This is a genomic window from Paracoccus sp. SCSIO 75233 (assembly GCF_027912675.1).
Taxonomy (GTDB): Bacteria; Pseudomonadota; Alphaproteobacteria; order Rhodobacterales; family Rhodobacteraceae; genus Paracoccus.
In genome coordinates this window covers 99,056-120,927 of record NZ_CP115760.1, presented here as the reverse complement: position 1 = coordinate 120,927, position 21,872 = coordinate 99,056, and the positions used below count along the sequence as shown (strand labels likewise).

At 62.8% G+C, this 21,872-nt stretch carries 19 protein-coding genes and 1 pseudogene; 11 read left to right on the top strand and 9 right to left on the bottom strand.

Annotated elements, in window-relative coordinates; translation table 11 throughout:
- The 3 genes from PAF12_RS17575 to PAF12_RS17565 are packed head-to-tail and all read left to right on the top strand — an operon-like array spanning position 1 to position 4,726.
- Positions 1 to 1,890, top strand: a complete 1,890-nt coding sequence (locus PAF12_RS17575; protein WP_271109807.1) for an NADH-quinone oxidoreductase subunit L — start codon at positions 1 to 3, stop codon at positions 1,888 to 1,890.
- Positions 1,891 to 1,907: 17 nt separating this feature from the next.
- Complete coding sequence (locus tag PAF12_RS17570) at positions 1,908 to 3,368, top strand: NuoM family protein (RefSeq protein ID WP_139085412.1); 1,461 nt, start codon at positions 1,908 to 1,910, stop codon at positions 3,366 to 3,368.
- Positions 3,368 to 4,726 carry an NADH-quinone oxidoreductase subunit N gene (locus PAF12_RS17565; RefSeq protein WP_271109806.1) on the top strand — a complete coding sequence of 453 codons (1,359 nt, stop codon included), beginning with the start codon at positions 3,368 to 3,370 and terminating at the stop codon, positions 4,724 to 4,726. The genes PAF12_RS17570 and PAF12_RS17565 overlap by 1 nt, the downstream gene beginning before the upstream one ends.
- 49 nt (positions 4,727 to 4,775) lie before the next feature.
- Here the strand turns inward: PAF12_RS17565 and PAF12_RS17560 are convergent, their stop codons facing one another.
- The gene (locus PAF12_RS17560) at positions 4,776 to 5,630 is read right to left on the bottom strand and encodes a patatin-like phospholipase family protein (RefSeq protein ID WP_271109856.1); all 855 of its coding nucleotides are present in this window, start codon (positions 5,628 to 5,630) and stop codon (positions 4,776 to 4,778) included.
- A gap of 315 nt (positions 5,631 to 5,945) precedes the next feature.
- On the opposite strand from PAF12_RS17560, the gene PAF12_RS17555 reads away from it, so the two are divergent.
- The 6 genes and pseudogenes from PAF12_RS17555 (at position 5,946) to PAF12_RS17530 (ending at position 14,679) form a co-directional block, all read left to right on the top strand.
- Positions 5,946 to 8,312 (top strand): cation-translocating P-type ATPase, encoded by a 2,367-nt coding sequence (locus PAF12_RS17555; RefSeq protein WP_271109805.1) that lies wholly within the window; start codon positions 5,946 to 5,948, stop codon positions 8,310 to 8,312.
- Between the two features lie 16 nt (positions 8,313 to 8,328).
- Positions 8,329 to 9,777, top strand: coding sequence for a YfcC family protein (locus PAF12_RS17550; RefSeq protein WP_271109804.1), 1,449 nt, complete (start codon positions 8,329 to 8,331; stop codon positions 9,775 to 9,777).
- Between the two features lie 23 nt (positions 9,778 to 9,800).
- Positions 9,801 to 10,655, top strand: a pseudogene (locus tag PAF12_RS17545) (arginine deiminase family protein); the annotation flags it as partial.
- An 84-nt stretch (positions 10,656 to 10,739) separates the two neighbouring features.
- Positions 10,740 to 12,103 (top strand): IS3 family transposase gene (locus PAF12_RS17540; RefSeq protein WP_271106531.1). Its coding sequence is split into 2 segments (ribosomal slippage): positions 10,740 to 11,087 and positions 11,090 to 12,103, totalling 1,362 coding nucleotides; the frame shifts between segments, so codons are not numbered across the junction.
- A gap of 298 nt (positions 12,104 to 12,401) precedes the next feature.
- Positions 12,402 to 13,430: an IS110 family transposase gene (locus PAF12_RS17535; protein WP_009803435.1), complete on the top strand. Its 1,029-nt coding sequence runs from the start codon at positions 12,402 to 12,404 to the stop codon at positions 13,428 to 13,430.
- A 316-nt stretch (positions 13,431 to 13,746) separates the two neighbouring features.
- Positions 13,747 to 14,679, top strand: a complete 933-nt coding sequence (locus PAF12_RS17530; RefSeq protein ID WP_271109803.1) for an IS5-like element ISPko1 family transposase — start codon at positions 13,747 to 13,749, stop codon at positions 14,677 to 14,679.
- A gap of 307 nt (positions 14,680 to 14,986) precedes the next feature.
- Here the strand turns inward: PAF12_RS17530 and PAF12_RS17525 are convergent, their stop codons facing one another.
- On the bottom strand, positions 14,987 to 16,015 hold the full coding sequence (locus PAF12_RS17525; RefSeq protein ID WP_009803435.1) for an IS110 family transposase: 1,029 nt from the start codon (positions 16,013 to 16,015) through the stop codon (positions 14,987 to 14,989).
- Between the two features lie 324 nt (positions 16,016 to 16,339).
- Positions 16,340 to 17,377, bottom strand: coding sequence for an IS110 family transposase (locus PAF12_RS17520; protein WP_036743765.1), 1,038 nt, complete (start codon positions 17,375 to 17,377; stop codon positions 16,340 to 16,342).
- Between the two features lie 275 nt (positions 17,378 to 17,652).
- On the opposite strand from PAF12_RS17520, the gene PAF12_RS17515 reads away from it, so the two are divergent.
- Positions 17,653 to 17,916 carry a BrnT family toxin gene (locus tag PAF12_RS17515; protein WP_271109802.1) on the top strand — a complete coding sequence of 88 codons (264 nt, stop codon included), beginning with the start codon at positions 17,653 to 17,655 and terminating at the stop codon, positions 17,914 to 17,916.
- Positions 17,903 to 18,118, top strand: coding sequence for a hypothetical protein (locus tag PAF12_RS17510; RefSeq protein ID WP_271109801.1), 216 nt, complete (start codon positions 17,903 to 17,905; stop codon positions 18,116 to 18,118). The genes PAF12_RS17515 and PAF12_RS17510 overlap by 14 nt, the downstream gene beginning before the upstream one ends.
- A 64-nt stretch (positions 18,119 to 18,182) precedes the next feature.
- Here the strand turns inward: PAF12_RS17510 and PAF12_RS17505 are convergent, their stop codons facing one another.
- The 6 genes from PAF12_RS17505 to PAF12_RS17480 all read right to left on the bottom strand — a co-directional run bounded on the left by PAF12_RS17505 (position 18,183) and on the right by PAF12_RS17480 (position 21,836).
- On the bottom strand, positions 18,183 to 18,521 hold the full coding sequence (locus PAF12_RS17505; protein ID WP_271109800.1) for a DUF6616 family protein: 339 nt from the start codon (positions 18,519 to 18,521) through the stop codon (positions 18,183 to 18,185).
- A gap of 20 nt (positions 18,522 to 18,541) precedes the next feature.
- Complete coding sequence (locus PAF12_RS17500) at positions 18,542 to 19,318, bottom strand: DNA alkylation repair protein (RefSeq protein ID WP_271109799.1); 777 nt, start codon at positions 19,316 to 19,318, stop codon at positions 18,542 to 18,544.
- On the bottom strand, positions 19,315 to 19,845 hold the full coding sequence (locus tag PAF12_RS17495; RefSeq protein ID WP_271109798.1) for a MarR family winged helix-turn-helix transcriptional regulator: 531 nt from the start codon (positions 19,843 to 19,845) through the stop codon (positions 19,315 to 19,317). Before PAF12_RS17495 ends, PAF12_RS17500 begins: the two co-directional genes overlap by 4 nt.
- A 122-nt stretch (positions 19,846 to 19,967) precedes the next feature.
- Positions 19,968 to 20,183 (bottom strand): hypothetical protein, encoded by a 216-nt coding sequence (locus PAF12_RS17490; RefSeq protein WP_271109797.1) that lies wholly within the window; start codon positions 20,181 to 20,183, stop codon positions 19,968 to 19,970.
- Positions 20,184 to 20,223: 40 nt separating this feature from the next.
- Positions 20,224 to 20,937, bottom strand: coding sequence for an IS6 family transposase (locus PAF12_RS17485; protein ID WP_271109796.1), 714 nt, complete (start codon positions 20,935 to 20,937; stop codon positions 20,224 to 20,226).
- Between the two features lie 80 nt (positions 20,938 to 21,017).
- Positions 21,018 to 21,836, bottom strand: coding sequence for a WYL domain-containing protein (locus PAF12_RS17480; protein WP_271109795.1), 819 nt, complete (start codon positions 21,834 to 21,836; stop codon positions 21,018 to 21,020).
- Between the last annotated feature and the right edge of the window lie 36 nt (positions 21,837 to 21,872).

Genomic DNA, 21,872 nt, shown 5'->3' with positions numbered 1-21,872 from the left:
ATGCTGGCGCTCATTATCCTTGCGCCGCTGCTGGCGGGTCTCGCGGCGCTTGTGCTGCGCCGCGCACCCGAAGCGATTGCACTGGCGGGCGTCGGCCTTGGGTTTGTCGCGGCGATGGCGTTGCTGGCGGGGATCGTTTCCGGTGGCACCATGCAACTGGTCCTGCCGGGGCTGCCGCAGATGCCGCTGCGGTTGGTCGCGACGCCGCTGACGGCGGTGTTTTCGGCCATGGTGGCGACGGTGGCGGCCTGTGTGCTGATCTACGCTGTCGGTTACATGCGCAGCGACCCCGAGAAGCCGCGCTTTTTCGGGATCCTGCTGCTGTTTGTCGCCGCGATGCAGGCGCTGGTTCTGGCGGGCGACTGGATCACCGTGCTGGCGGCGTGGGAACTGATCGGTTTTTCCAGCTATCTGCTGATCGGGTTCTGGCATGGGCGTGACGGCGTGCCCGGTGCCGCGATGCGGGCGTTTCTGTATACCCGCAGCGCCGATCTGGGGCTTTATCTGGGGATTTTCGTGCTGATCGGCTGGGCCGGCACCGCGGAAATCTCGGCCGCGTTGGATATCACCGGCACGCCCGCACTGGTCGCCGGGTTGCTGTTGCTGATCGGCGCGATGGGCAAGTCGGCGCAGGTGCCGTTGCAGGACTGGTTGCAGCGCGCCATGGCCGGCCCGACGCCGGTCTCCGCTTTGCTGCATTCCGCGACTCTGGTGGCGGCGGGGGCGATCTTGCTGATCCGCGTGACCCCGATGCTGCCCGCAGGCGCGCTGATTGCGGTCGGGCTGGTGGGCGGCGTCACCGCCGTCGTTGCCGGCCTGATCGCGCTGGCCGAGCGGGACCTGAAGCGGCTGCTGGCCGCCTCGACCTCCAGCCAGTACGGGCTGATGCTGCTGGCCATTGGCGCGGGGGTGCCGGTGGCGGCGCTGCTGCACCTTATCGCCCACGCGGCGATAAAGAGCACGCTTTTTCTGGGGGCGGGTGTGTTCCAGCATGATCGCGACAGCACCGACATGGATGCGGTCGCGGGCGCGGGCCGGGCACGACCGCTGGTGCTGGCCGCTTTCGGCATTGCTGCTTTGGCGCTGGCGGGGATCCCGCCGCTGGCGGGGTTCTTTTCCAAGGACGCGATCCTTGCCGCCGCGCTGGCGGCCCCCGGGGTCGTATGGCTCGCGCCGCTGGCGCTGGCAGGCACGGTGCTGACCGGGGCCTATATGGCGCGGGCGCTGCGGGTGCTGTGGCAGGGCGAGGCCCAGCCCGTTCTGGGCAAGGGGATGGGCTGGATGGGTGCGGGCATGGCGGTGCTGACGGCGCTGGCGGCGGGGCTTGGGTTCGCCTTCACGCCGCTGGAACATCTGCTTGAGGCCGAACTGCCGCCGGAAGGAACCGCGATGATCCTCGGGCTTATGGCGGCGCTGAGCGGCCTGGTGCTGGGCTGGTTCATCCAACCTGCCCGCCTGATGGGGCCGGTTCTGCCGATGGCGCAGCGCGGCTTTGCCGTCGCGGGCGGTATGGACGGGCTGGTGCTGCGCCCGTCGCTGGCTTTTGCCGCCGCCTGTGAAGGTTTCGAACGGCGTCTGCTGGCGTCGCAACTTGGCCTTGTGCGGATCTTGAGCCTTGGCACCGCATCCAGTGCCGAGCGTTCAGACAACCGGCTTTATGCCGCGACCCTTCAGGTGGGCCGGATGAACCTGCGCCTGGGTGACAGCGCCGAGACCACCGACACAAAAGGCATCGACGGGCTGATCTTCGGCCTTGTCGACCGGACAATTGCCGCCGGCCGCCGCCTGCGCCTGCTGCAAAGCGGGCTCATCCACCGCGAACTCGCCCTGACCGTCATGGGCATTGCCGTCATCGCGGCGGTGCTGCTGATCTTACCGATGTCCTCCTGAAGAAAGACGACCCCGCCATGCCCCTTCTCTCGATCTCCGTCTTTTTGCCGCTTCTTGGTGGCGTGCTGCTGATGGCCCTGCCAAACAAGTCGGCGCGCATCGCCCATGGCGTTTCCATCGCCACCACCGGGCTGACCTTCGTGGTGACGCTGGCGATCTGGGCGCGGGGCACGCTGCCAGGCGGTTTCGCGCAGGTCGAGGAGATCGCATGGATCCCGGCCATCGGCGCGGCCTACCGGCTGGGCATCGACGGGCTAAGCCTGCCGCTGATCCTGCTGACCTCGCTGCTGTTTTTCCTGTCGGCAATCTATGCGGCGCGGATCACCGACCGCCCGGCGGTCTTTGTCGCGCTGATGCTGATGCTGGAGACCGCGTCGATCGGCACTTTCGCGGCGCTGGACGCGCTCCTGTTCTACGTCTTCTTTGAAGTGTCGCTGGTCGGCATGTACTTCATGATCGTCGGCTGGGGCTATGAAGAACGCCAGCGCGCCGGGCTGATGTTCTTCATCTACACGCTGCTAGGCTCGCTGCCGCTGTTGCTGGCGATCATCGGGCTGTATCTGGCCACGGGAAGTTTTGACATGCGGCTGTGGATCGAGGCGCCGCCACTGACTGGGCTGGCGGCGATGCTGGCGCTGATCGCGATGCTGTTCACCTTCGCGGTCAAGATCCCGTCCTTTCCAGTGCATACTTGGCTGCCCGCGGCCCACGTGCAGGCCCCGACCGTGGGCAGCGTGATCCTCGCCGGGGTGATGCTGAAATTCGGCACATACGGCCTTGTGCGTTTCGCCTTACAGATGACGCCCGACGCCTTTGCGCAGGCCGGTCAGGTGGTGCTGGCCTTTGGCGTATTCAGCGCCCTTTACGGTGCCTTCGTGGCGCTGGCGCAGTCAGATCTGAAGAAGATGATCGCCTATACGTCGGTGAACCACATGGGCTATGTGGTGATCGGCGTCGCGGTGGCGGCGCTGACGCTGGACCCTGACTTGCGGGCGGTCGCGCTCAATGGTGCGACCTTGCAGATGGTCAGCCACGGCGTCGTCACCGGGGCGTTGTTCTTTCTCGTCGGCATGTTGCAGTCGCGCGCCCACGAACGCGAGATGACCGCGTTCGGCGGGCTGCTGGGGCAGGTGCCATGGCTGGGCTGGGCCTTCGTGCTGTCGGCCTTTGCCTCGCTCGGGCTGCCGGGGTTGGCGCATTTCCCGGCTGAATTTCAGATCTTCCTGGCCACGCTGAATGCTCAGCCCTGGGCCATCGTGGCGATTATCGCCATTGTGGTGACGGCGGGGCTTTACCTGCGCGCGATCGCGGCGGTATTTCTGGGCGAGCCGAACGAGAAATGGGCGGCGATGCCCGATCTGGACCGCGGCGAGATGCAGGCCGTCGTGCCGCTGCTCATCCTCATCATCCTTATCGGGGTCGCGCCGTCCTGGTTGCTGGGCATGATCGACGCGACGATGCGGGCACTGCAATTCTAATGGCGCGCGACCTGTCCTTTCTGTTTCCCGAGCTGATGCTGGCCTCCACTGTCGTGCTGATGCTGGTGGCCGAGATGCTGCGCGCGCCCCGTCTGGCGTTGGCGTTCGGGCTGATCGGGCTGGGTCTGTCCACCGCGCTGACCCTTCCGCTGCTGGAGGCCGACACCAGCGTCTTTGGCGGCACCTACCGCGTCGATCTGCTGTCCGGCTGGGCCAAGTTGATCTTGCTGCCGGGCACCGCGCTGGCGCTTTTGATGACGCGGGCCGAGATCGCCGGGAAGGACCGCGAGGGCAGCGTTTATGTGCTGCTGTGCCTGGTGACGCTGGGGGCGCTGATGCTGGCGGGCGGTGGCGACATGATGCTGCTGGTCCTGGGCGTGGTCCTGACGGGCCTCGGCTCCTTCGCGATGGTGGCCTGGCCGCGCAACGATGCCGCGACCGAGGCGGCGATGAAATATCTGGTGTTCGGCGCCGTCACCGGATCGGTGATGATCTACGGGCTGACCTTCTGGTTCGGTGGGGCCGGGTCGACGCTCTTTTCCGAGCTCGGGGCGCTCGATGGCAAGCCGCTGATCGCGCTGGCGGGGCTGGTCGCGGTGCTGATCGGGCTGGGCTACAAGGCGGCGCTGGTGCCGTTCCAGTTCTGGGCACCGGACGCCTATGACGGCGCGCCGGTCTCGGTCGCGGCGTTCCTGTCGGTCATCACCAAGGTTGCCGCGATCTTCGCCTTTGCGCAGGTGCTGCGCGATCTGCCGGTAGCCACCGGCTGGCCGTTCGTCGTCGCGCTGATCGCGGCAGTGACGATGACACTCGGCTATCTGGCGGCTCTGGTGCAGACCAATGCCGTGCGGCTGCTGGCCTATTCTTCGGTTGCGCAGGCGGGCTATTTCATGATGGGGATCGTGGCGCTCGGTACCAGCGCGCTGGCCCTGCCTTCGGTAATCGTGTTTGGTGCGGCCTATGTGGCGATGAACCTGGGAGCCTTTGCAGTCATAATGATCGCGGGCCGCAATCTGGACGATTTCAAGGGGTTCGGCCGCGCGCGACCGGTGGTCGGCGTGGCGATGGTCGTGTTCCTGCTGTCGCTCACCGGCATTCCGCCGCTCTTCGGCTTTGTCGGCAAGGTGCTGCTGTTCGGCGCCGCGATCGAGACCGGCTATCTGTGGCTGGCGGTGATCGGCATCCTCAACAGTGTGCTGGCGCTGGCGGTCTATCTGCGCATAGTGGTGTCGATGTATCAGGCGCGCGAGGGCGATGCGGGCCGGACTGATATGGCGCCGCCGCTGTTGGTCGTTCTCTGGGCGACCGCGCTGGTCACGGCGCTGATGGGGCTATTTGCGGGAGTGTTTCCCGGCTGACTTAAGGCGCGGTTTTGTGCCAGTCGGTCAAAGTGGTGATCTTGCTATCCTAGCCTGCCAGCGGCTCGGCCATTCGCTCCGCATTCCCGGGATTAAGCAGCGTCTCGATATCACCATAAGCGCGGCGGGTGGCCACGGCCCCAGCCGCGATACAGTGGCGCTTTAGACCGAATTCAAGTGTGCCGATCGACCGTCCGAATTCAGGCCGGATCACCAGATCCGCCTGCGCGAACCGCAACCGTGCATGTTCATACTGGCAGACTTCTATGGATCGCAGCATCGCCTGCATCCCGTTTTTCGGGCCAATGGTGTTTTCGCGCTGGCTTGGGTCGACGGCGATCACGATCTCGGCACTTGTAGCCCTCGCAACGTCGACCGGCGCTATGTCTGCGTAAGCCCCGTCCATCAGCACATGCGGTCCATCGACCAGGGGTGGCAATATTCCGGCGAGCGCCGCGCTTGCATTGATGTAATCTGTGGCATTCCCCTTGCCGAAAACCACACGTTTCCCGGTCAGCATATCCGTCGCGCAGACAAAGATCGGGATGCGACCATTCTCAAGATTTTTACCTTGCGTCAGACTTGACAGGACGCTGCGGCCCCATGTCTCGGTAGGCGCTCCAACTCCCCAGCCGAAGTACATGTCCCGCGCGGCAAGCAAAGCGGTTCGAAGGCCTTTCATCCGAGCGGTTAGACCTGGCAAGCGAAAGTCCGGGGTTGCCGGAAACCCGCTGGTGTCCATGGCGACCAATGCGTCGAACCAATCGTCGTTCATGGCGTATGTGGTGCCGACGACCGCACCCATGGACACCCCTACGATCGCGCTCGGGGTATAGCCCCTTGCGACGAGGGCGCGTAGGACACCGGCGTGTGACAGGCCTCTCGCCCCGCCACCACTTAACACGAGGGCAAAGGATTTGTGCGTCTTGCCGACTGGTTTCGTGAAATCCGTCAATGTTCAGCCTTCATGTTCGAAAAACGCATACAGCAGCCGCATGTTCGCTTAAACCCTGCATCGAAATAGACGCTGAACGAGGGATATCGTTACGAAATGAATTGTAACTGACGTATCTCGGTCACTTACTCGAGAAGGTGGAACACGCCAAAAAATCAAACCGTAACGATTTTTGCCAACCAACGTTGTAACGTCAGAGAGTGGGCAACGTCTATTTACCTAAACGGTCGTTCTCGATCGCAAGGAAAGTGGACAGGAGCCAACATGAAATCATTGACCCTTGAGGTCCGCGGGCTGTTCGAGGAACTCGATCATCTCGCGGTCGAACGCCATTTGTCAGCTCTCGACGGAGTGCACAGAGCCGAAGCGAACCCGGCATCGGAAAGCGTGACAGTCCAATACGACGAGACGGCAGTGGGCGAGGAAGAGCTGCGCAACACGGTTGAGGCCTGCGGATTCCACTGCGCCGGGGAGCGGGTTCCGAACCATGTCTGCCACGCCGACCATCAAATGTCTGGCGCGGAGGCCCCGGCTGGCCACGACGCGATGGCGCACGAGATGGGCCACGGCGGTGGTATGGACATGGCCAGCATGGTCCGCGACATGCGCAACCGCTTCTGGGTGGCGCTGCTGTTCACCATCCCGATCTTCACTTATTCGCCGATGGGTGGCCTGTTCACGCCACCCGCGCCGCCCTTCGGGCTGGAACTGGATCTGTGGCTGTTCTTCCTGGGTAGTGCCGCGATTATCTGGCCAAGCTGGCCGTTCTTCGTCGCCGCCTGGCGCGCCCTGCGCAACGGCATCCTGAACATGGCGGTCCTGGTCGTGCTGTCGGTTGGCACCGGTTATGTGTTCAGCGTCGGGTCTACCTTCTTCTTTCCGGGCGTGCAATTCTACGAGGCGGTGGCGGTGCTGCTGGTGTTCATCCTGTTGGGTCACTGGCTGGAGATGCGCGCGCGGGCCGGGGCGTCCGCTGCAATCCGCGCACTGCTCGATCTTGCACCGCCGATGGCGACCGTTATCCGCGATGGGCAAGACGTTGAGGTGCCTACCTCCGAAGTACTTGAGGGCGAGATCGTGCTGATCCGGCCCGGCAACAAGATCCCGGTGGATGGCGAGGTTGTCGAAGGCGCGTCGCTGGTCGACGAATCCATGCTGACAGGCGAATCCATGCCGGTCAACAAGGCCGTCGGCGACACCGTGATCGGCGCCACCATCAACAAGAGCGGCAGTTTCCGGTACCGCGCCACCAAGGTCGGGGCCGACACCGCGCTGGCGCAGATCGTCAAGCTGGTGCAGGAGGCGCAGAACTCCAAGGCACCCGCCCAGCTTCTGGCCGACAAAGCCTCACAATGGCTGGTGCTGATCGCCGTCGTGATCGGACTTGCAACCTTCGCGGTCTGGTTCTGGTGGATCGGCTCTCCGCTTTTGTTCGCGCTGACGCTGACGATCACCGTCTTCGTCATCGCCTGCCCGGACGCGCTTGGGCTTGCTACGCCGATGGCGGTGATGGTGGGCACAGGGTTAGGGGCGCAGCACGGTATCCTGTTCAAGAATGCCGGTGCGCTGGAAGACGCGACCAAGCTTGACGTGATCGTCTTCGACAAGACCGGCACGTTGACCATGGGCGAACCGCGCGTGGTCGAGGTCGTTGCCGCCGAAGGCGGCGCGGAGGATGACGCGCTGCGGGCTGCGGCGGCCGTCGATCGCGGCTCGGACCACCCGCTGGCGCTCGCCATTGTCGAACGCGCGGCGGACCTCGACGTCCCGCAGATGGCCGAGTTTCTCAACCTCGAAGGCCGCGGCGCGCGCGCCGAAGTCGCAGGCAAGACCGTGCTGGTCGGCAATCGGCGCCTGATGGACGAGGAGGGTATCGACGTCGGCACCCTGACGGCGGAGGCCGAGCGCCTGAAGGGCGAGGGCCGCACGGTTGTGCATGTGGCGCAGGGCGGACGGATGCTGGGCCTGATCGCCATCGCTGATGCGCCGCGTCCGAGCGCCAAGGCCACCGTGGTCAAGCTGCGCGCACGCGGCGTCGAGGTGGCGATGCTGACCGGCGACAACGAAGGTACCGCAAGGCGGATCGCGGGCGAGCTGGGCATCGACATTGTGCTGGCAGATGTTCTTCCGGGCCAAAAGGCCGAGAAGGTCAAAGAGCTTCAGGCCCAGGGTAAGAAGGTCGGCATGGTCGGTGACGGTGTCAACGACGCACCCGCGTTGACCCAGGCCGATGTCGGATTTGCCATCGGTGCGGGCACCGACGTGGCGATGGAAAGCGCCGATGTCGTGCTGATGAAAAGCGATCCCTACGATGTCGTGGGGGCCATCGAGTTGTCGCGCGCCACCTTGCGCAAGATGCACCAGAACCTGTTCTGGGCCGTGGCTTATAACGTGGTCGCCTTTCCGATGGCGGCAGGGGTGTTTTATCCGTTGATCATCAGCCCCGCCGTGGCAGCACTTGCCATGTCGGGCAGCTCCGCGCTGGTGGCGGTCAACGCGCTGCTGCTGAAACGAACGCGGCTGGAAGGTATTGGTGCGGGCAAGAGTGGGTCCGCCAGCGGCGGCGGTCAGGGCGATGCGCAGGCAGGCCAGGTGCCGCTTCACGCCGGACACTCGCAGAAATCACATTGAATAAGGGGGACTTGAGATGTCTGACACATCATCGACCAAGACACCGGACGGGAAGGGCATGGCGGCGCGGTTTCCCACCGCGTATTCCATCCTGTTCGGCCTGATCATCGTTGTCGCGGCGCTGACCTGGATTATCCCTGCGGGCCAATATGACCGCGCCATGAACGAAGAGGTCGGGCGCGAGATCGCCGTGCCGGGTACGTATCAAACGGTCGAGCCCAATCCGCAGGGGGTCATCGACGTCATGCTGGCACCGGTGGCGGGGTTTTATGATCCCGACAGCTATGCCGCAAATGCCATCGACGTGGCGCTGTTCGTACTGCTTTTGGGCGGCTTTCTGGGCGTGGTGAATGCCACGAATGCCATCGACACCGGCATCCAGACGGCGATGGTGCGGCTGAAGGGGCGCGAGATCTGGATGATCCCGATCCTGATGTCGCTCTTTGCCCTGGGCGGCACGACCTATGGCATGGCCGAGGAAACGCTGGCCTTTTACGCGCTTCTGATCCCGGTGGTGATCGCGGCGGGCTACGATTCCGTGACCGGCGTGGCGATCATCCTGATCGGTGCCGGGATCGGCACGCTGGGATCGACAATCAACCCCTTCGCCACGGTAATCGCGTCTAACGCGGCAGGCATCCCGTTCACGGATGGTATTGCGCTGCGGCTGGTCCTTCTGTTGGGAGGCCTCGCGATCTGCGTGGCCTACGTCATGCGCTATGCCTCGAAGGTTAAGGCCGACCCGGCCCGGTCCGTCGTCGCTGCGCAACGCGACAGCGACCGGCAGTTTTTTCTGAACGAGACGGATGCAACGTTCGAGGAGCCGAAGCTGAGCGGAACTCAGAAGCTGGTCCTGATCCTGTTTTTTACGACCTTTGCGGTAATGATTTGGGATGTCTCGAGCCAGGGATGGTGGATGGCTCGGATGGGCGCGCTGTTCTTCGGCATGGCCATCGTCGTCGGGCTGGTCGCACGGATGGGCGAAAAGAAGCTGACGTCGTCCTTTGTCGACGGAGCGAAGGATCTTCTGGGAGTTGCGCTGGTGATCGGTCTGGCGCGCGGCATCGTGGTGATCATGGAGCAGGGCCTGATTGCCGACACGATCCTGAATAGTGCCGCCGATACCCTCGGCGGCCTGCCGGAAGTCGCGTTCATCAACCTGATGCTTTGGATCGAGATCGGGATGAGCTTTCTCGTGCCGTCGTCGTCCGGCCTGGCCGTCCTGTCGATGCCGATCTTTGCCCCGTTGGGGGATTTCGCGGGGGTCGGCCGTGACCTCGTGGTGACGGCCTATCAATCGGCGAGCGGGCTCGTGAATCTGATCACGCCCACCTCTGCGGTTGTGATCGGCGGTCTGGCCATCGGGCGCGTGTCGTTCGACCGCTGGGTCGTCTTCGTCTGGCCCCTGCTGCTGATCCTCGTCGTCTTCATCTCGGCCGGGATCAGCCTGGCCGCCATTCTCTGATTAGAAAGAAGGAGGCATTCCAGATGTCTGAACCAAAATTGGGCGTTCATTCCGAAGCCGGTACATTGCGGCAGGTGATCGTATCGCCACCCGGCCTGGCGCATCGCCGTCTGACACCGGACAACCGCGAAGACCTGCTGTTCGACGATGTGTTCTGGGTCAAACAGGCGATCAAGGATCACGCCGTCTTTGCCGATGTCATGCGCGGCGAAGGGGTCGAGGTGTTGGATGCGATGGCGCTGCTGGGCGAGACGCTGGACATTTCCGACGCGCGCGCCTGGGTTCTCGACCACCGCATCACCCGCAATGACGTCGGCGTGGGGATGCGGGACGACTTGCGTGCCTGGATGGAGGGTCTGCCCGGCACGGAACTGGCCCGTTTGCTGGTCGGCGGCATCCGGGTGGACGATCTGCCTTTCACGCCCTCCGGCATGTTCGGCAGCTACCTTGGCCCCCACGGTTTCGTGCTGCCGCCGCTGCCAAATTTCATCTTTACCCGCGACAATTCAGCCTGGGTTTATGGCGGCGTGAGCCTGAACCCGATGCATTTCGCGGCACGGCGGCCCGAAACGCTGCTGATGGCAGCAGTCTACCGGTTTTATCCGACATTCGCGGATCGAGTGCGGGTCTGGTTCGGCGATCCGACGCGGGAATTCGGGACGGCCACGCTGGAAGGCGGCGACATCATGCCAATCGGGCACGGTGTCGTCATGGTCGGCATGGGCGAACGATCGACCCCGCAGGCGGTGGGCCAACTGGCCGAGGCGCTGTTCGAGGGTGGCGACGTGACGCGGGTGATCGCCTGCCAGATGCCCAGTTCGCGCGCGGCGATGCATCTGGACACCGTTTTCACCCATTGCGGGGGCGATGTGGTGACTGTCCCCCGTCAGCGGCTATGGCACAGATTTGAGGTTGTGATTTAAGGAGGATTTGGGCTTCGTCGTAGTGACGAAGGAACGAAGATGAAGCCCAAATCCTCCAATTCAAAATCGCCGACCAAGCCCCCTGCAGATCGGGTGGTCAAGGACATCCGGCGTCAGACCCGCCGCCACTTCTCGGCCGAAGACAAGATCCGCATCGTGCTTGAAGGTCTTCGCGGTGACGACAGTATCGCCGAGTTGTGCCGCAAAGAGGGCATCGCGCAGAGTCTGTACTACAGCTGGTCCAAGGAGTTCATGGAAGCCGGCAAACGCCGCCTGGCCGGGGACACCGCCCGTGCGGCGACCTCCGGTGACGTGCAGGACTTGCGCCGCGAAGCCCGTGCGCTGAAGGAGTGCGTGGCGGACCTGACGCTGGAAAACCGCTTGCTTAAAAAAAGCATGATCGCGGATGGGGGCGACGACGAATGAGGTATCCCGCATCCGAGAAGCTGGAGATCATCCGTATCGTCGAGCAGTCGCACCTGCCGGCCAGGCGGACGCTGGACCAGCTCGGCATTGCCCGCCGGACCTTCTACCGCTGGTATGACCGCTACCGGGAAGGTGGGCCGGAAGCGCTGGAGGATCGCCCTTCGGCACCGAACCGGGTGTGGAACCGCATTGGCGAGGACATCCAGGACCAGATCGTCGAGATGGCGTTGGAGGCGACCGACCTCAGCCCACGCGAACTGGCCGTGCGCTTCACCGACGAGAAACACTACTTCGTGTCGGAAGCCACGGTCTACCGGTTGCTCAAGGCCCATGACCTGATCACCAGCCCAGCCTATACGGTAATCAAGGCGGCCGATCAGTTCCACACCAAGACCACGCGGCCGAATGAGATGTGGCAGACCGACTTCACCTACTTCAAGATCATCGGGTGGGGCTGGATGTACCTCTCGACGGTGCTTGACGACTTCTCGCGCTACATCATCGCCTGGAAGCTATGCACCAACATGCGGGCCGAGGACGTGACCGACACGCTGGACCTCGCGCTCGCCGCCTCGGGCTGCGACAGCGCCACCGTTCTACACAAACCCAGGCTGCTATCGGACAATGGCCCCAGCTACATCGCGGGCGAGCTGGCCGAATACATCGAGTCCAACAAGATGAGCCATGTGCGCGGCGCGCCGTGCCACCCGCAGACCCAGGGCAAGATCGAGCGCTGGCACCAGACCCTGAAGAACCGCATCCTGTTGGAGAACTACTTCCTGCCCGGCGACCTCGAGTCCCAGATCGAGGCCTTCGTCGAGCACTACAACAACCAGCGTTACCACGAGAGCCTGGCCAACGTGACGCCTGCCGATGTCTACTTCGGCAGGGCACAGGCCATCATCAAACAGCGCGAAAGGATCAAACGAAAAACCATCGAATATCGGCGCTTGCAGCACCGCAAGCTCACAGCCTAACATCAAATCCCAGACGAGGCCCGCTCTCCGCTAGTCTACGCCCCAATCTGCGCCAAATGTTCTGACGACGGACACTCCGAGCTCGTTTTGATGTTTTGACCACAGCCCGCGGATCCCATACCGGCCAAGAGGCAGCACGCCTCGCGAAAAGGCCTGACACATGGACGCATTCGATCGTATCATGCCAGCCGAGGCGACAGCCCGCTAAAACCGGGGCTACCCACACATGATGTGACCGCCCCCCGACGGCATCTCTGTGCCAAGGTGGGTCTGCGATGATCCACAAAGGAGGACGGTCATGTCGGAGATTATCACGGTCGGGCTCGATCTGGCGAAGAATGTGTTCCAGGTGCATGGGGCGGACGCCGCAGGCGGTGCGGTGCTACGGAAGAAGCTGCGGCGCACGCAGGTGCTGGGGTTCTTTGAGGCTTTGCCGCCTTGCGTCGTGGCGATGGAAGCCTGTGGTGGTGCACATTACTGGGGTCGAGAGATTGGCAAGCTTGGACATGAGGTCCGGCTGATCCCTCCGGCCTACGTGAAGCCCTTCGTCAAACGGCAGAAGAATGACGCCGCCGACGCCGAGGCGATTTGCGAAGCTGCACAGCGTCCGACGATGCGCTTCGTGTCGGTGAAGAGCGAAGAGACCCAAGGGGCGGCGATGGTGTTCCGCGTGCGCGAGTTACTGATCCGGCAGCGCACCCAGGCGATCAACGCCCTGCGCGGTCACCTTGCCGAGTTCGGGCAGGTTGTGCCGCAGGGCGCTGCCAATGCCTCGAAGCTGATCGCCATCGTCGAAGATCCAGAGAGCGGGTTGCCCGCCGAGGCGACAGCCACCCTGCAGGTTCTGATCGGATCCTTGGCGCACCTCGAGGCGCAGATCGGGAGGCTCGATGCCGAGATCTCACGCTGCGCCAAAGAGAACGAGGTCGCCCGACGGCTGATGACGGTGCCGGGCATCGGCCCGCTGATCGCGACGGCCATCGCGACACTTGCGCCGCCTCCCGAGACCTTCCGGAAGGCCCGGGATTTTGCAGCCTGGCTCGGGTTGGTGCCCAGGCAACACTCGACCGGTGGCAAGCAGCGCCTCGGAGCGACGACGAAGATGGGCGAGCGGTCTCTCAGGCGGCTGCTGATCATTGGCGCCAACAGCGTGATCATCAAGCGCCACGTCCATCGTGAAGCTCAACCCGGCACATGGCTGGGGAACATGCTGTCGCGCAAGCCGTCGATGCTGGTGCGTGTCGCGCTGGCGAACAAGATGGCGCGGATTGTCTGGGCTTTGATGGCCCGCGGTGGCGTATACCAGTCTCCGGCCGTGGCAGCGTAAGCAGCCGTCGGTCGCGAGGACGTCGGAGCGGAAGAGGGCAAGGAGCAGTTTGGCGCAACAGTCGTGAGACGGGATCGGGAGAACCAGTGTGCAACAGAGTGCCTTTGAGCACGCGGCTTTGATCTGGACCCGACCTTCGAACACCATACGGGCCCGCGGCATGACCAAGGCCGCATCAGAGGCCGGACACATGTCAGCACCCGGTGACGCGCGGAAAGCAGCTCTGAAATTACCCCTTGCGCAAGGGGCGGTTACACATGTTGCACAAATCCCGTGTGGGATTCATCTCATGAATCCAGCGTGGTAGCTGGGATACATGAGCAGACCTACACCCCCGACCTACAGGACCAGGAACTGGCCAGCCTACAATGAAGCGCTCAAGCGCCGCGGCTCGCTGACGATCTGGTTCGATCCCGAGATGAGCTGGGATGCCGCGCCGACAGGTAGGCGTGGCCGCCAGCAGACCTACAGCGATGCCGCCATCCAGACATGCCTTTCGATGAAGGTGCTGTTCGGCATGGCGCTTCGGCAGACGACAGGCTTCGTCGAAAGCCTACTGCGGCTGGTCGGCCTCGACTGGGCGGTGCCCGACTTCAGCACCCTGTCCCGCCGCCAGAAGACCCTGGCCGTGAACATCCCGTATCGCTGCTCCAAGGGGCCGCTGCACCTGCTGATCGACAGCACGGGTATCAAAGTCGAGGGCGAAGGCGAGTGGCACGCCCGCAAGCATGGTGGACCCAAACGGCGCGTCTGGCGCAAGATCCATCTCGGGATCGACGAGGAAACACTGGAGGTTCGCGCAGTCGAGGTCACAGGGAGCCATATCGGCGATGCACCGGTCTTACCCGACCTGCTCAACCAGATCCCAGCGTACGAGCAGATCAGCAGCGTCACTGCCGACGGTGCCTACGACACCCGCAAATGCCACGATGCAATCGCTGACCGCGGCGCCCGCGCTGTCATTCCGCCTCGCAAGAATGCCAAGCCGTGGAAGACCGTCACCGCCGGCGCGATCGCACGAAACGAAGCGCTGCGGGCATCGAAATACCTCGGTCGTGCTCTCTGGCGACGATGGAGCGGATACCACCGCCGAAGCCGCGTCGAAACGAAGATGCACTGTGTGAAACTGCTGGGGCAGCGCCTCATGGCGCGGGACTTCGACCGACAGGTCGCGGAGCTTCAGGTCCGTATCGCCGTTCTGAACGGCTACACCGCGCTCGGCATCCCTGTCACAGAGCCCGTGGGATAAGTCTGTCCGGGGAAAGGGGAACCCCGGCCATCAGCCGATTTGTGCAACATGTGTAACCGCCCCTTGCGCAAGGGGTAATTTCAGAGCTGCTTTCCGCGCGTCACCGGGTGCTGACATGTGTCCGGCCTCTGATGCGGCCTTGGTCATGCCGCGGGCCCGTATGGTGTTCGAAGGTCGGGTCCAGATCAAAGCCGCGTGCTCAAAGGCACTCTGTTGCACACTGGTTCTCCCGATCCCGTCTCACGACTGTTGCGCCAAACTGCTCCTTGCCCTCTTCCGCTCCGACGTCCTCGCGACCGACGGCTGCTTACGCTGCCACGGCCGGAGACTGGTATACGCCACCGCGGGCCATCAAAGCCCAGACAATCCGCGCCATCTTGTTCGCCAGCGCGACACGCACCAGCATCGACGGCTTGCGCGACAGCATGTTCCCCAGCCATGTGCCGGGTTGAGCTTCACGATGGACGTGGCGCTTGATGATCACGCTGTTGGCGCCAATGATCAGCAGCCGCCTGAGAGACCGCTCGCCCATCTTCGTCGTCGCTCCGAGGCGCTGCTTGCCACCGGTCGAGTGTTGCCTGGGCACCAACCCGAGCCAGGCTGCAAAATCCCGGGCCTTCCGGAAGGTCTCGGGAGGCGGCGCAAGTGTCGCGATGGCCGTCGCGATCAGCGGGCCGATGCCCGGCACCGTCATCAGCCGTCGGGCGACCTCGTTCTCTTTGGCGCAGCGTGAGATCTCGGCATCGAGCCTCCCGATCTGCGCCTCGAGGTGCGCCAAGGATCCGATCAGAACCTGCAGGGTGGCTGTCGCCTCGGCGGGCAACCCGCTCTCTGGATCTTCGACGATGGCGATCAGCTTCGAGGCATTGGCAGCGCCCTGCGGCACAACCTGCCCGAACTCGGCAAGGTGACCGCGCAGGGCGTTGATCGCCTGGGTGCGCTGCCGGATCAGTAACTCGCGCACGCGGAACACCATCGCCGCCCCTTGGGTCTCTTCGCTCTTCACCGACACGAAGCGCATCGTCGGACGCTGTGCAGCTTCGCAAATCGCCTCGGCGTCGGCGGCGTCATTCTTCTGCCGTTTGACGAAGGGCTTCACGTAGGCCGGAGGGATCAGCCGGACCTCATGTCCAAGCTTGCCAATCTCTCGACCCCAGTAATGTGCACCACCACAGGCTTCCATCGCCACGACGCAAGGCGGCAAAGCCTCAAAGAACCCCAGCACCTGCGTGCGCCGCAGCTTCTTCCGTAGCACCGCACCGCCTGCGGCGTCCGCCCCATGCACCTGGAACACATTCTTCGCCAGATCGAGCCCGACCGTGATAATCTCCGACATGACCGTCCTCCTTTGTGGATCATCGCAGACCCACCTTGGCACAGAGATGCCGTCGGGGGGCGGTCACATCATGTGTGGGTAGCCCCGGTTTTAGCGGGCTGTCGCCTCGGCTGGCATGATACGATCGAATGCGTCCATGTGTCAGGCCTTTTCGCGAGGCGTGCTGCCTCTTGGCCGGTATGGGATCCGCGGGCTGTGGTCAAAACATCAAAACGAGCTCGGAGCTCTCCATGTGACCCTGATTTCCCCAACCCCGATCTGGTCGATCGGTTTCATACAAGCTTCAGCTTCTCCCGCATTTTCGAGGCGGTGCTGCTGACTTCATCAGTTTGCCATCAGCGGTCCCCCTCGAAACTCTTCATCCTTCGTTATCATGGCCCACAACATGCGAGCCATCTTGTTCGCCAACGCGATGGCCGCAAGCATCCGGGGCTTGCGGGCCAGCATACGCCCCAGCCAGGAGTTTTCCGCAGGCGGCTTGATCTTGGCACCGGAGATCACTGCCATGGCACCGATGATCAACAATCTTCGGATATCCCGCTGCCCGGATTTGCTCGTGCGACCGAGCCGTTGCTTGCCACCGCTGGAATGTTGTCGTGGAACGAGGCCAAGCCAGGCCGAAAAATCACGCCCCTGACGGAACGTCTCCATAGGCGGGGCGAAAGCGGCCAATGCCATCGCCGTAACCGGGCCAACCCCGGGCATCTTCTGCAGCCGGGCAGAGAAAGGCGACCGCTTGCTCGCCGCCGCGATCTGTGCGTCAAGTTCGGCGATCCGTCGGGACAGGTCATCAATCTGGTCGAAGCAGAGCTGTGCCATATGATGAACGGCCGGAGGGAGGTCTTTCGTCCCATCGTGGCCCGGTTCCAGAGCGGCCCGCAGTTTGTCGATGTTCTCGCGCCCCTTGCCGGCGATGAGCCCGAACTCGGCGAGATGTCCGCGCAAGGCGTTGATTGTCTGCGTCCGTTGCCCGACCAGAAGATTACGCAGCCGAAAGATCATGCCGAGACCCTGCTGCTCCGGTGTCTTCACCTCGACGAAACGCATGGTCGGTCGACTGGCCGCCTCCGCGATGGCCTCGGCATCCGCCATGTCGTTCTTCTGGTTCTTCAAATACGGCTTGACGAACTTCGGGGCGATCAGGCGCACCTCGTGCCCGATCGGCGCCAACGTCCGCGCCCAATAATGAGCTGTCGCGCAGGCTTCCATGGCAACGAGACATCCGGGGTGCCTCTGCATGAACGCAAGAAACTGTTTGCGCGACAGCTTCTTGCGAAACACGACTTCGCCTTCCGCTGTCGCTCCGTGCAGTTGAAAGACCTGCTTCGCCAGGTCAACGCCGATGATCGAGACTTCCTTCATAGCCAATTCCTCCTGATCCTGTCCGGATCAATCTGGCACAAGTGCCGTCAGGAGGGGCTACCCAACCCATCATCAGAGCCCCTCCTGGACCTCCCGCCGGAAGCCGCCCAAGGGGCGGCTGCGCACTATCCAGCCCCTGCCACTTGGGGGCCGGTCGGAATGATGCGCGGAGCCAGCTCGGACCGGAGACCTCCGAATATCGGAGGGTCGGGCTGGCGGCGGTGATCACGCAGAACCATGCTTGAAAATGGATAATTACTATACCATATTTACGCATGGATTTTGAGTATGACCCCGCCAAAAGTGCCTCGAATCTGTCGAAGCATGGCATCGACTTCGATCAGGCACAGGCTCTTTGGGATGACCCGTGGATGCTCGAAGCGCCCGCCAAGACCGAGGATGAACCGCGGCTCATCTCGATTGGGAAGATCGAGGGCAAGCACTGGGCAGCCGTCTGGACGCCGCGAGGTAATGCGGTGCGGATCATCTCGGTGCGCCGCGCCCGAAAAGAGGAGATCAGCTACTATGAAGGCAACTGAGTTCGATAAGAAATTCGACACCGATGAGAACGTGAGCGATGCAATCGACTGGTCCCAGGCGCGGCGTCCGAACGACCAACCCAAGCGCGTGAACGTGGATTTTCCGGCGTGGGTCGTCGAGGGCCTCGACAAGCAGGCTCGGCACTTGGGCGTGACGCGGCAATCGCTAATCAAGCTATGGATTGCCGAACGGCTCCAGTAGGGTCATCGAATTTGACGGTAGCGCCGGTTGTCGCGGGTTTTTGGATTTTTGCGACAGGCGACGGCTACAGTGCCGCGAGCTGCGCAAGATGGCCGTCCAGATCGACGCCGGGGCCGGTTGCGTTGATCGTGTCGAAATAGTCATGCCATCCCGAAGCGGCGATGCCTGACACAAGGGCGGTGATCGACGCCGCGTCGGGCGCACGCCAGATCGCGAAGAATTTTTGTGACGGGGCATGAAGGATCGCGGCGTCTGTCTCACCCAAGGCGATCGCTTCCACGCCAAGGGCTGACAGCGCTCCCATGCCGGAGCCGATGGCCTCGAAAAACTGCTGGCGACCGTTCTGGTCGAGCGCCAGCCATGCGGGTTTCGGGGAATAGAGTTCGGCCAGATAGTGCGCCATGTGAGCGATCCTTTCGTATGTCAGCCCTTGCGGTTGATCGAGCGCAGGGCGCGCTTGCAGATTTGGGCGGTTGCGGGCGTGGTGCTTTCTGCCGACCATCGGGCGCAGAGCGTCTGCACCCAATCGGGCCTGTCCTTGCTGGCGTCGTTCAGCCAGTTGCCAACGGAGTCCTGCACATAGGGGGCAGGATCGTCCCGTAGCGGTTCGAGGATAGGCAGCGCCTTTTCTGGCTGTTGCCGCAGCGGGCCAAGATGGGTGCACCAGACGCCGCGCGGTCTGGTTGCCTCGCTGGCGAAGCGCCGTAAGCGTTCGGACGGTTCAGCCGTCCAGCCAGCGAGCAGCGCAATCGCGTTGTCGAGATCGGCGGTGATGTGAGGCCGAACGGCCATCCATGACCATTCCCGCACCCCGAAATGATGATCGTCGGAAAAGGGCTGGATCGCAGCGAGCCGGGCGGCAAGGGTCATGTCCTCGGCCGCGCCGATCGTGAAACAGGCCCAACCGCGCGCTGTATCGGATACACGGTCGCGCAGCTCGCCCACGGCAGCGAGGCCCCGCCGCTCATGGATCAGGCGCGCGGCCAGCGCCATGCGCCGAGAAATGCCCTCGCCCGCCGCTTGCTGCATCGTCGTTATGGCATCTTCCCCAATTTCGGGGAGAGCGGCGCGCATAAGGGCCGCGAAGTCCACGGCTAGACACTCGGTCAGCGTGGCGGCCTCGACAGCGCCGGCATTGAGCAGGGCGAGCCGGGCCGGCTCAATATCCGCGACACGTTTTCCCGACCGGCCAGCACTCACCGGGGATTGCCAGCAGCAACGGCCGCGCTGTCCTTCGCTGGAATCTCCACATTGCGCCAAACCCGCCGCAACAGGCCGCTAAGGGCCTCGCGTTCGTGCTGGTCGAAGCCCGCGAACAGGGAGCCAATCCACTGGCTATGCTCATTGACCAGATTGAGCGCCACGGCCTGCCCCTTGTCCGTCAGGCGCACCGTGACCTTGCGCCGGTCTTCGTGATCGCGATGCCGGGCAAGGAAGCCGTCCCGCCCCAATCCATCCAGAAGGCCGGTAATCGTGGCGCGCGTGACGCCGGCCCGTTCGGCCAGCTCGTGCGGCGCAAGCCCTTCCGGCAGGTCGCGCAGCAGGAGCAGCAGAACGAATTTCCCTTCCGAGAGGCGATGCGGCGCAAGGCGCGCAGCGCAAGCCCGGTCGATGCCCGAGGCCAGCGCCAAGACCTCGAAACAGAGGCGCATGTTGTCCGTGTCCGGCTGTCCACGGCGTTGCGCCTCATCGAGCAAGGCTAGGTGCTTTTGTTCCAATAGTATCATGCGGCAGCATATAGTATGCCGCCTAATTATAAGTCAATGTTGCACAACTCCTAAAACGTGCAACAGATCGGCGGCCTTCGGAAAATCAGGGATTTTCGTGTCGCAAGTTTTTGTTGCATTGGTCAGGATCGCTTCCAAGGCCACCAAGAACCGCGCTTTGGGTTATCATCGGCCAGAAGCGCCGTCACGCGGGTTTCGGAGCTGTCCAGGCGCTTCCGTAGATCGTTGATCGTATCTGCCATCTGATCCTTCTGGGCTTCCAGGCCATTGGCTCTCTCGTGGGCGACCGCCAGTTCTTTTTCCAGCTCAACAACACGGTCTATGTGGGTCCGTTGCATTAATGCCGCTTCGGCGCAGTAAAAGCAGGAGCTGCGATCATCAAGCGGCTTCCGGGAAGAGTTTGGCGACGAAGTCGATCTCGTTTTCAACTCCGGTCCTGCAGCTTTCGAACTGACCCTTGCGGATGGTGCGGAAGGTTTCGATCCCGGCGAGCGCGGCCTTGGCGCCGGCCATGGTCTGGAAGCCACGCATCGGCCGCAGCCGCTGTTTTATTGCAGCATGATCGCTCTCAATCCGGTTGTTCAGGTACTTGCGATCGACATGGCGGATTGTGTGCTCTGGCCCGAGCCGGTCGTTGATCTCGCCGATCACCTTGGCATAGCTGAGCGCCTTGTCAGTGACGATGGTCAGGGGCTGATACAGGCGAACGGTCTCTCGGGCTTGCCGCAGAAACGCCCTTGCAGCCTTGGCAGATCGCCGCGCCGTCAGCCGAAAATCGATCAACTGGCCGAGCTGATCGACGGCGCGCCATAGATAACACCAGCGTCCACCGACGCGGATGTAGGTCTCATCGACATGCCACTGCTGCCCGCGCCAGGAACGATGGCCACCATAGGCCCGTTTGCGGATCTCGGGGCCGAACTTCCTGACCCAGCGGTGGATTGTGGAGGCATCGACTGTCACCCCGCGCTCGGCCAGCAAATCGCGGACGTCGCGGCACGACAGCGGGTAGCGACAGTACCAGCGCACCGCTAGAAGGATGATCTCCCGAGGAAAACGATGCCGCTTGAACGGATTCTTGTGCTGTGCCATCGGCCCCCCCATCATTACCAACTCAAGGAACTTGCGGTGGTCGGCTAGTTAATGCAACGGACCCATCAATACGGCGCATATCAATTTGCATCGATCTCTTCCTCGGTCATTGGGACATAGTCGATAGAGACCCGTTCAAGGCGAGGTTCCTTTTGCTCAAGACCCCACCGGCGTTCCGTGTAGAGCTCAAGTGCTTTCCGGGTTCTGGCCGCAAGCACATCTGAGGTGAACCCAAATTCAATGCGGACCACGCGCTGCTGCGCCTCAGTCAATCTTGAATGCGGTTTGAGTTTCAGGATGGCCCAAGTGAACCAATCGTCATCTCGGGGCACTGCCTCGGCTGGCTTGGTTCTTGCGAAAGACTGATCAGGGTCTATGCGAGCAGGATGGAAGTCACGGAAACCCTCACGTTCAAAACACCAGGCTCGTACGTGAAGCCTAACGCCATCAGAAGCGAACCGAACAGGTGCAATCCAGCGAGTCATCGGTTCTGGATCTCGCATCGATTGATAAACGATACTCGTTGCCTCTTTCGCCCTGAAGGCACGGTAGAGCGGCCGTAAGACACGCAGGTCCTGAGTGCGTTGCAAATCTGGCAATCTATCGAATGCGGAAAATGGTGCGCCAACCAAGAGTTGCTCCAACTCCATCGAGGACGCCTTGCCACTGAGCCGTTCAAAGCTGTCATGGGCAAGGTATTGGCGCGACGACGCATCATAATGCAGTGCGTCTTTTGGCGCTTCAGCGAGGTAAGCGCGAAAATCGAGAGCGGCCTGTGCATTCGAAATACCAAATCGCTTGATCAAGGAAGCGCGAGTCGCTGCCCCGTCCCAGAAAAACAATCTGTCGAGATACTTCAGGCGCGCACGTTGGGCGTGTTTGAGGTCTTCGAAGGGCATGGGGGAAGGATACCTTGACTCTCTACAATTGTCCAT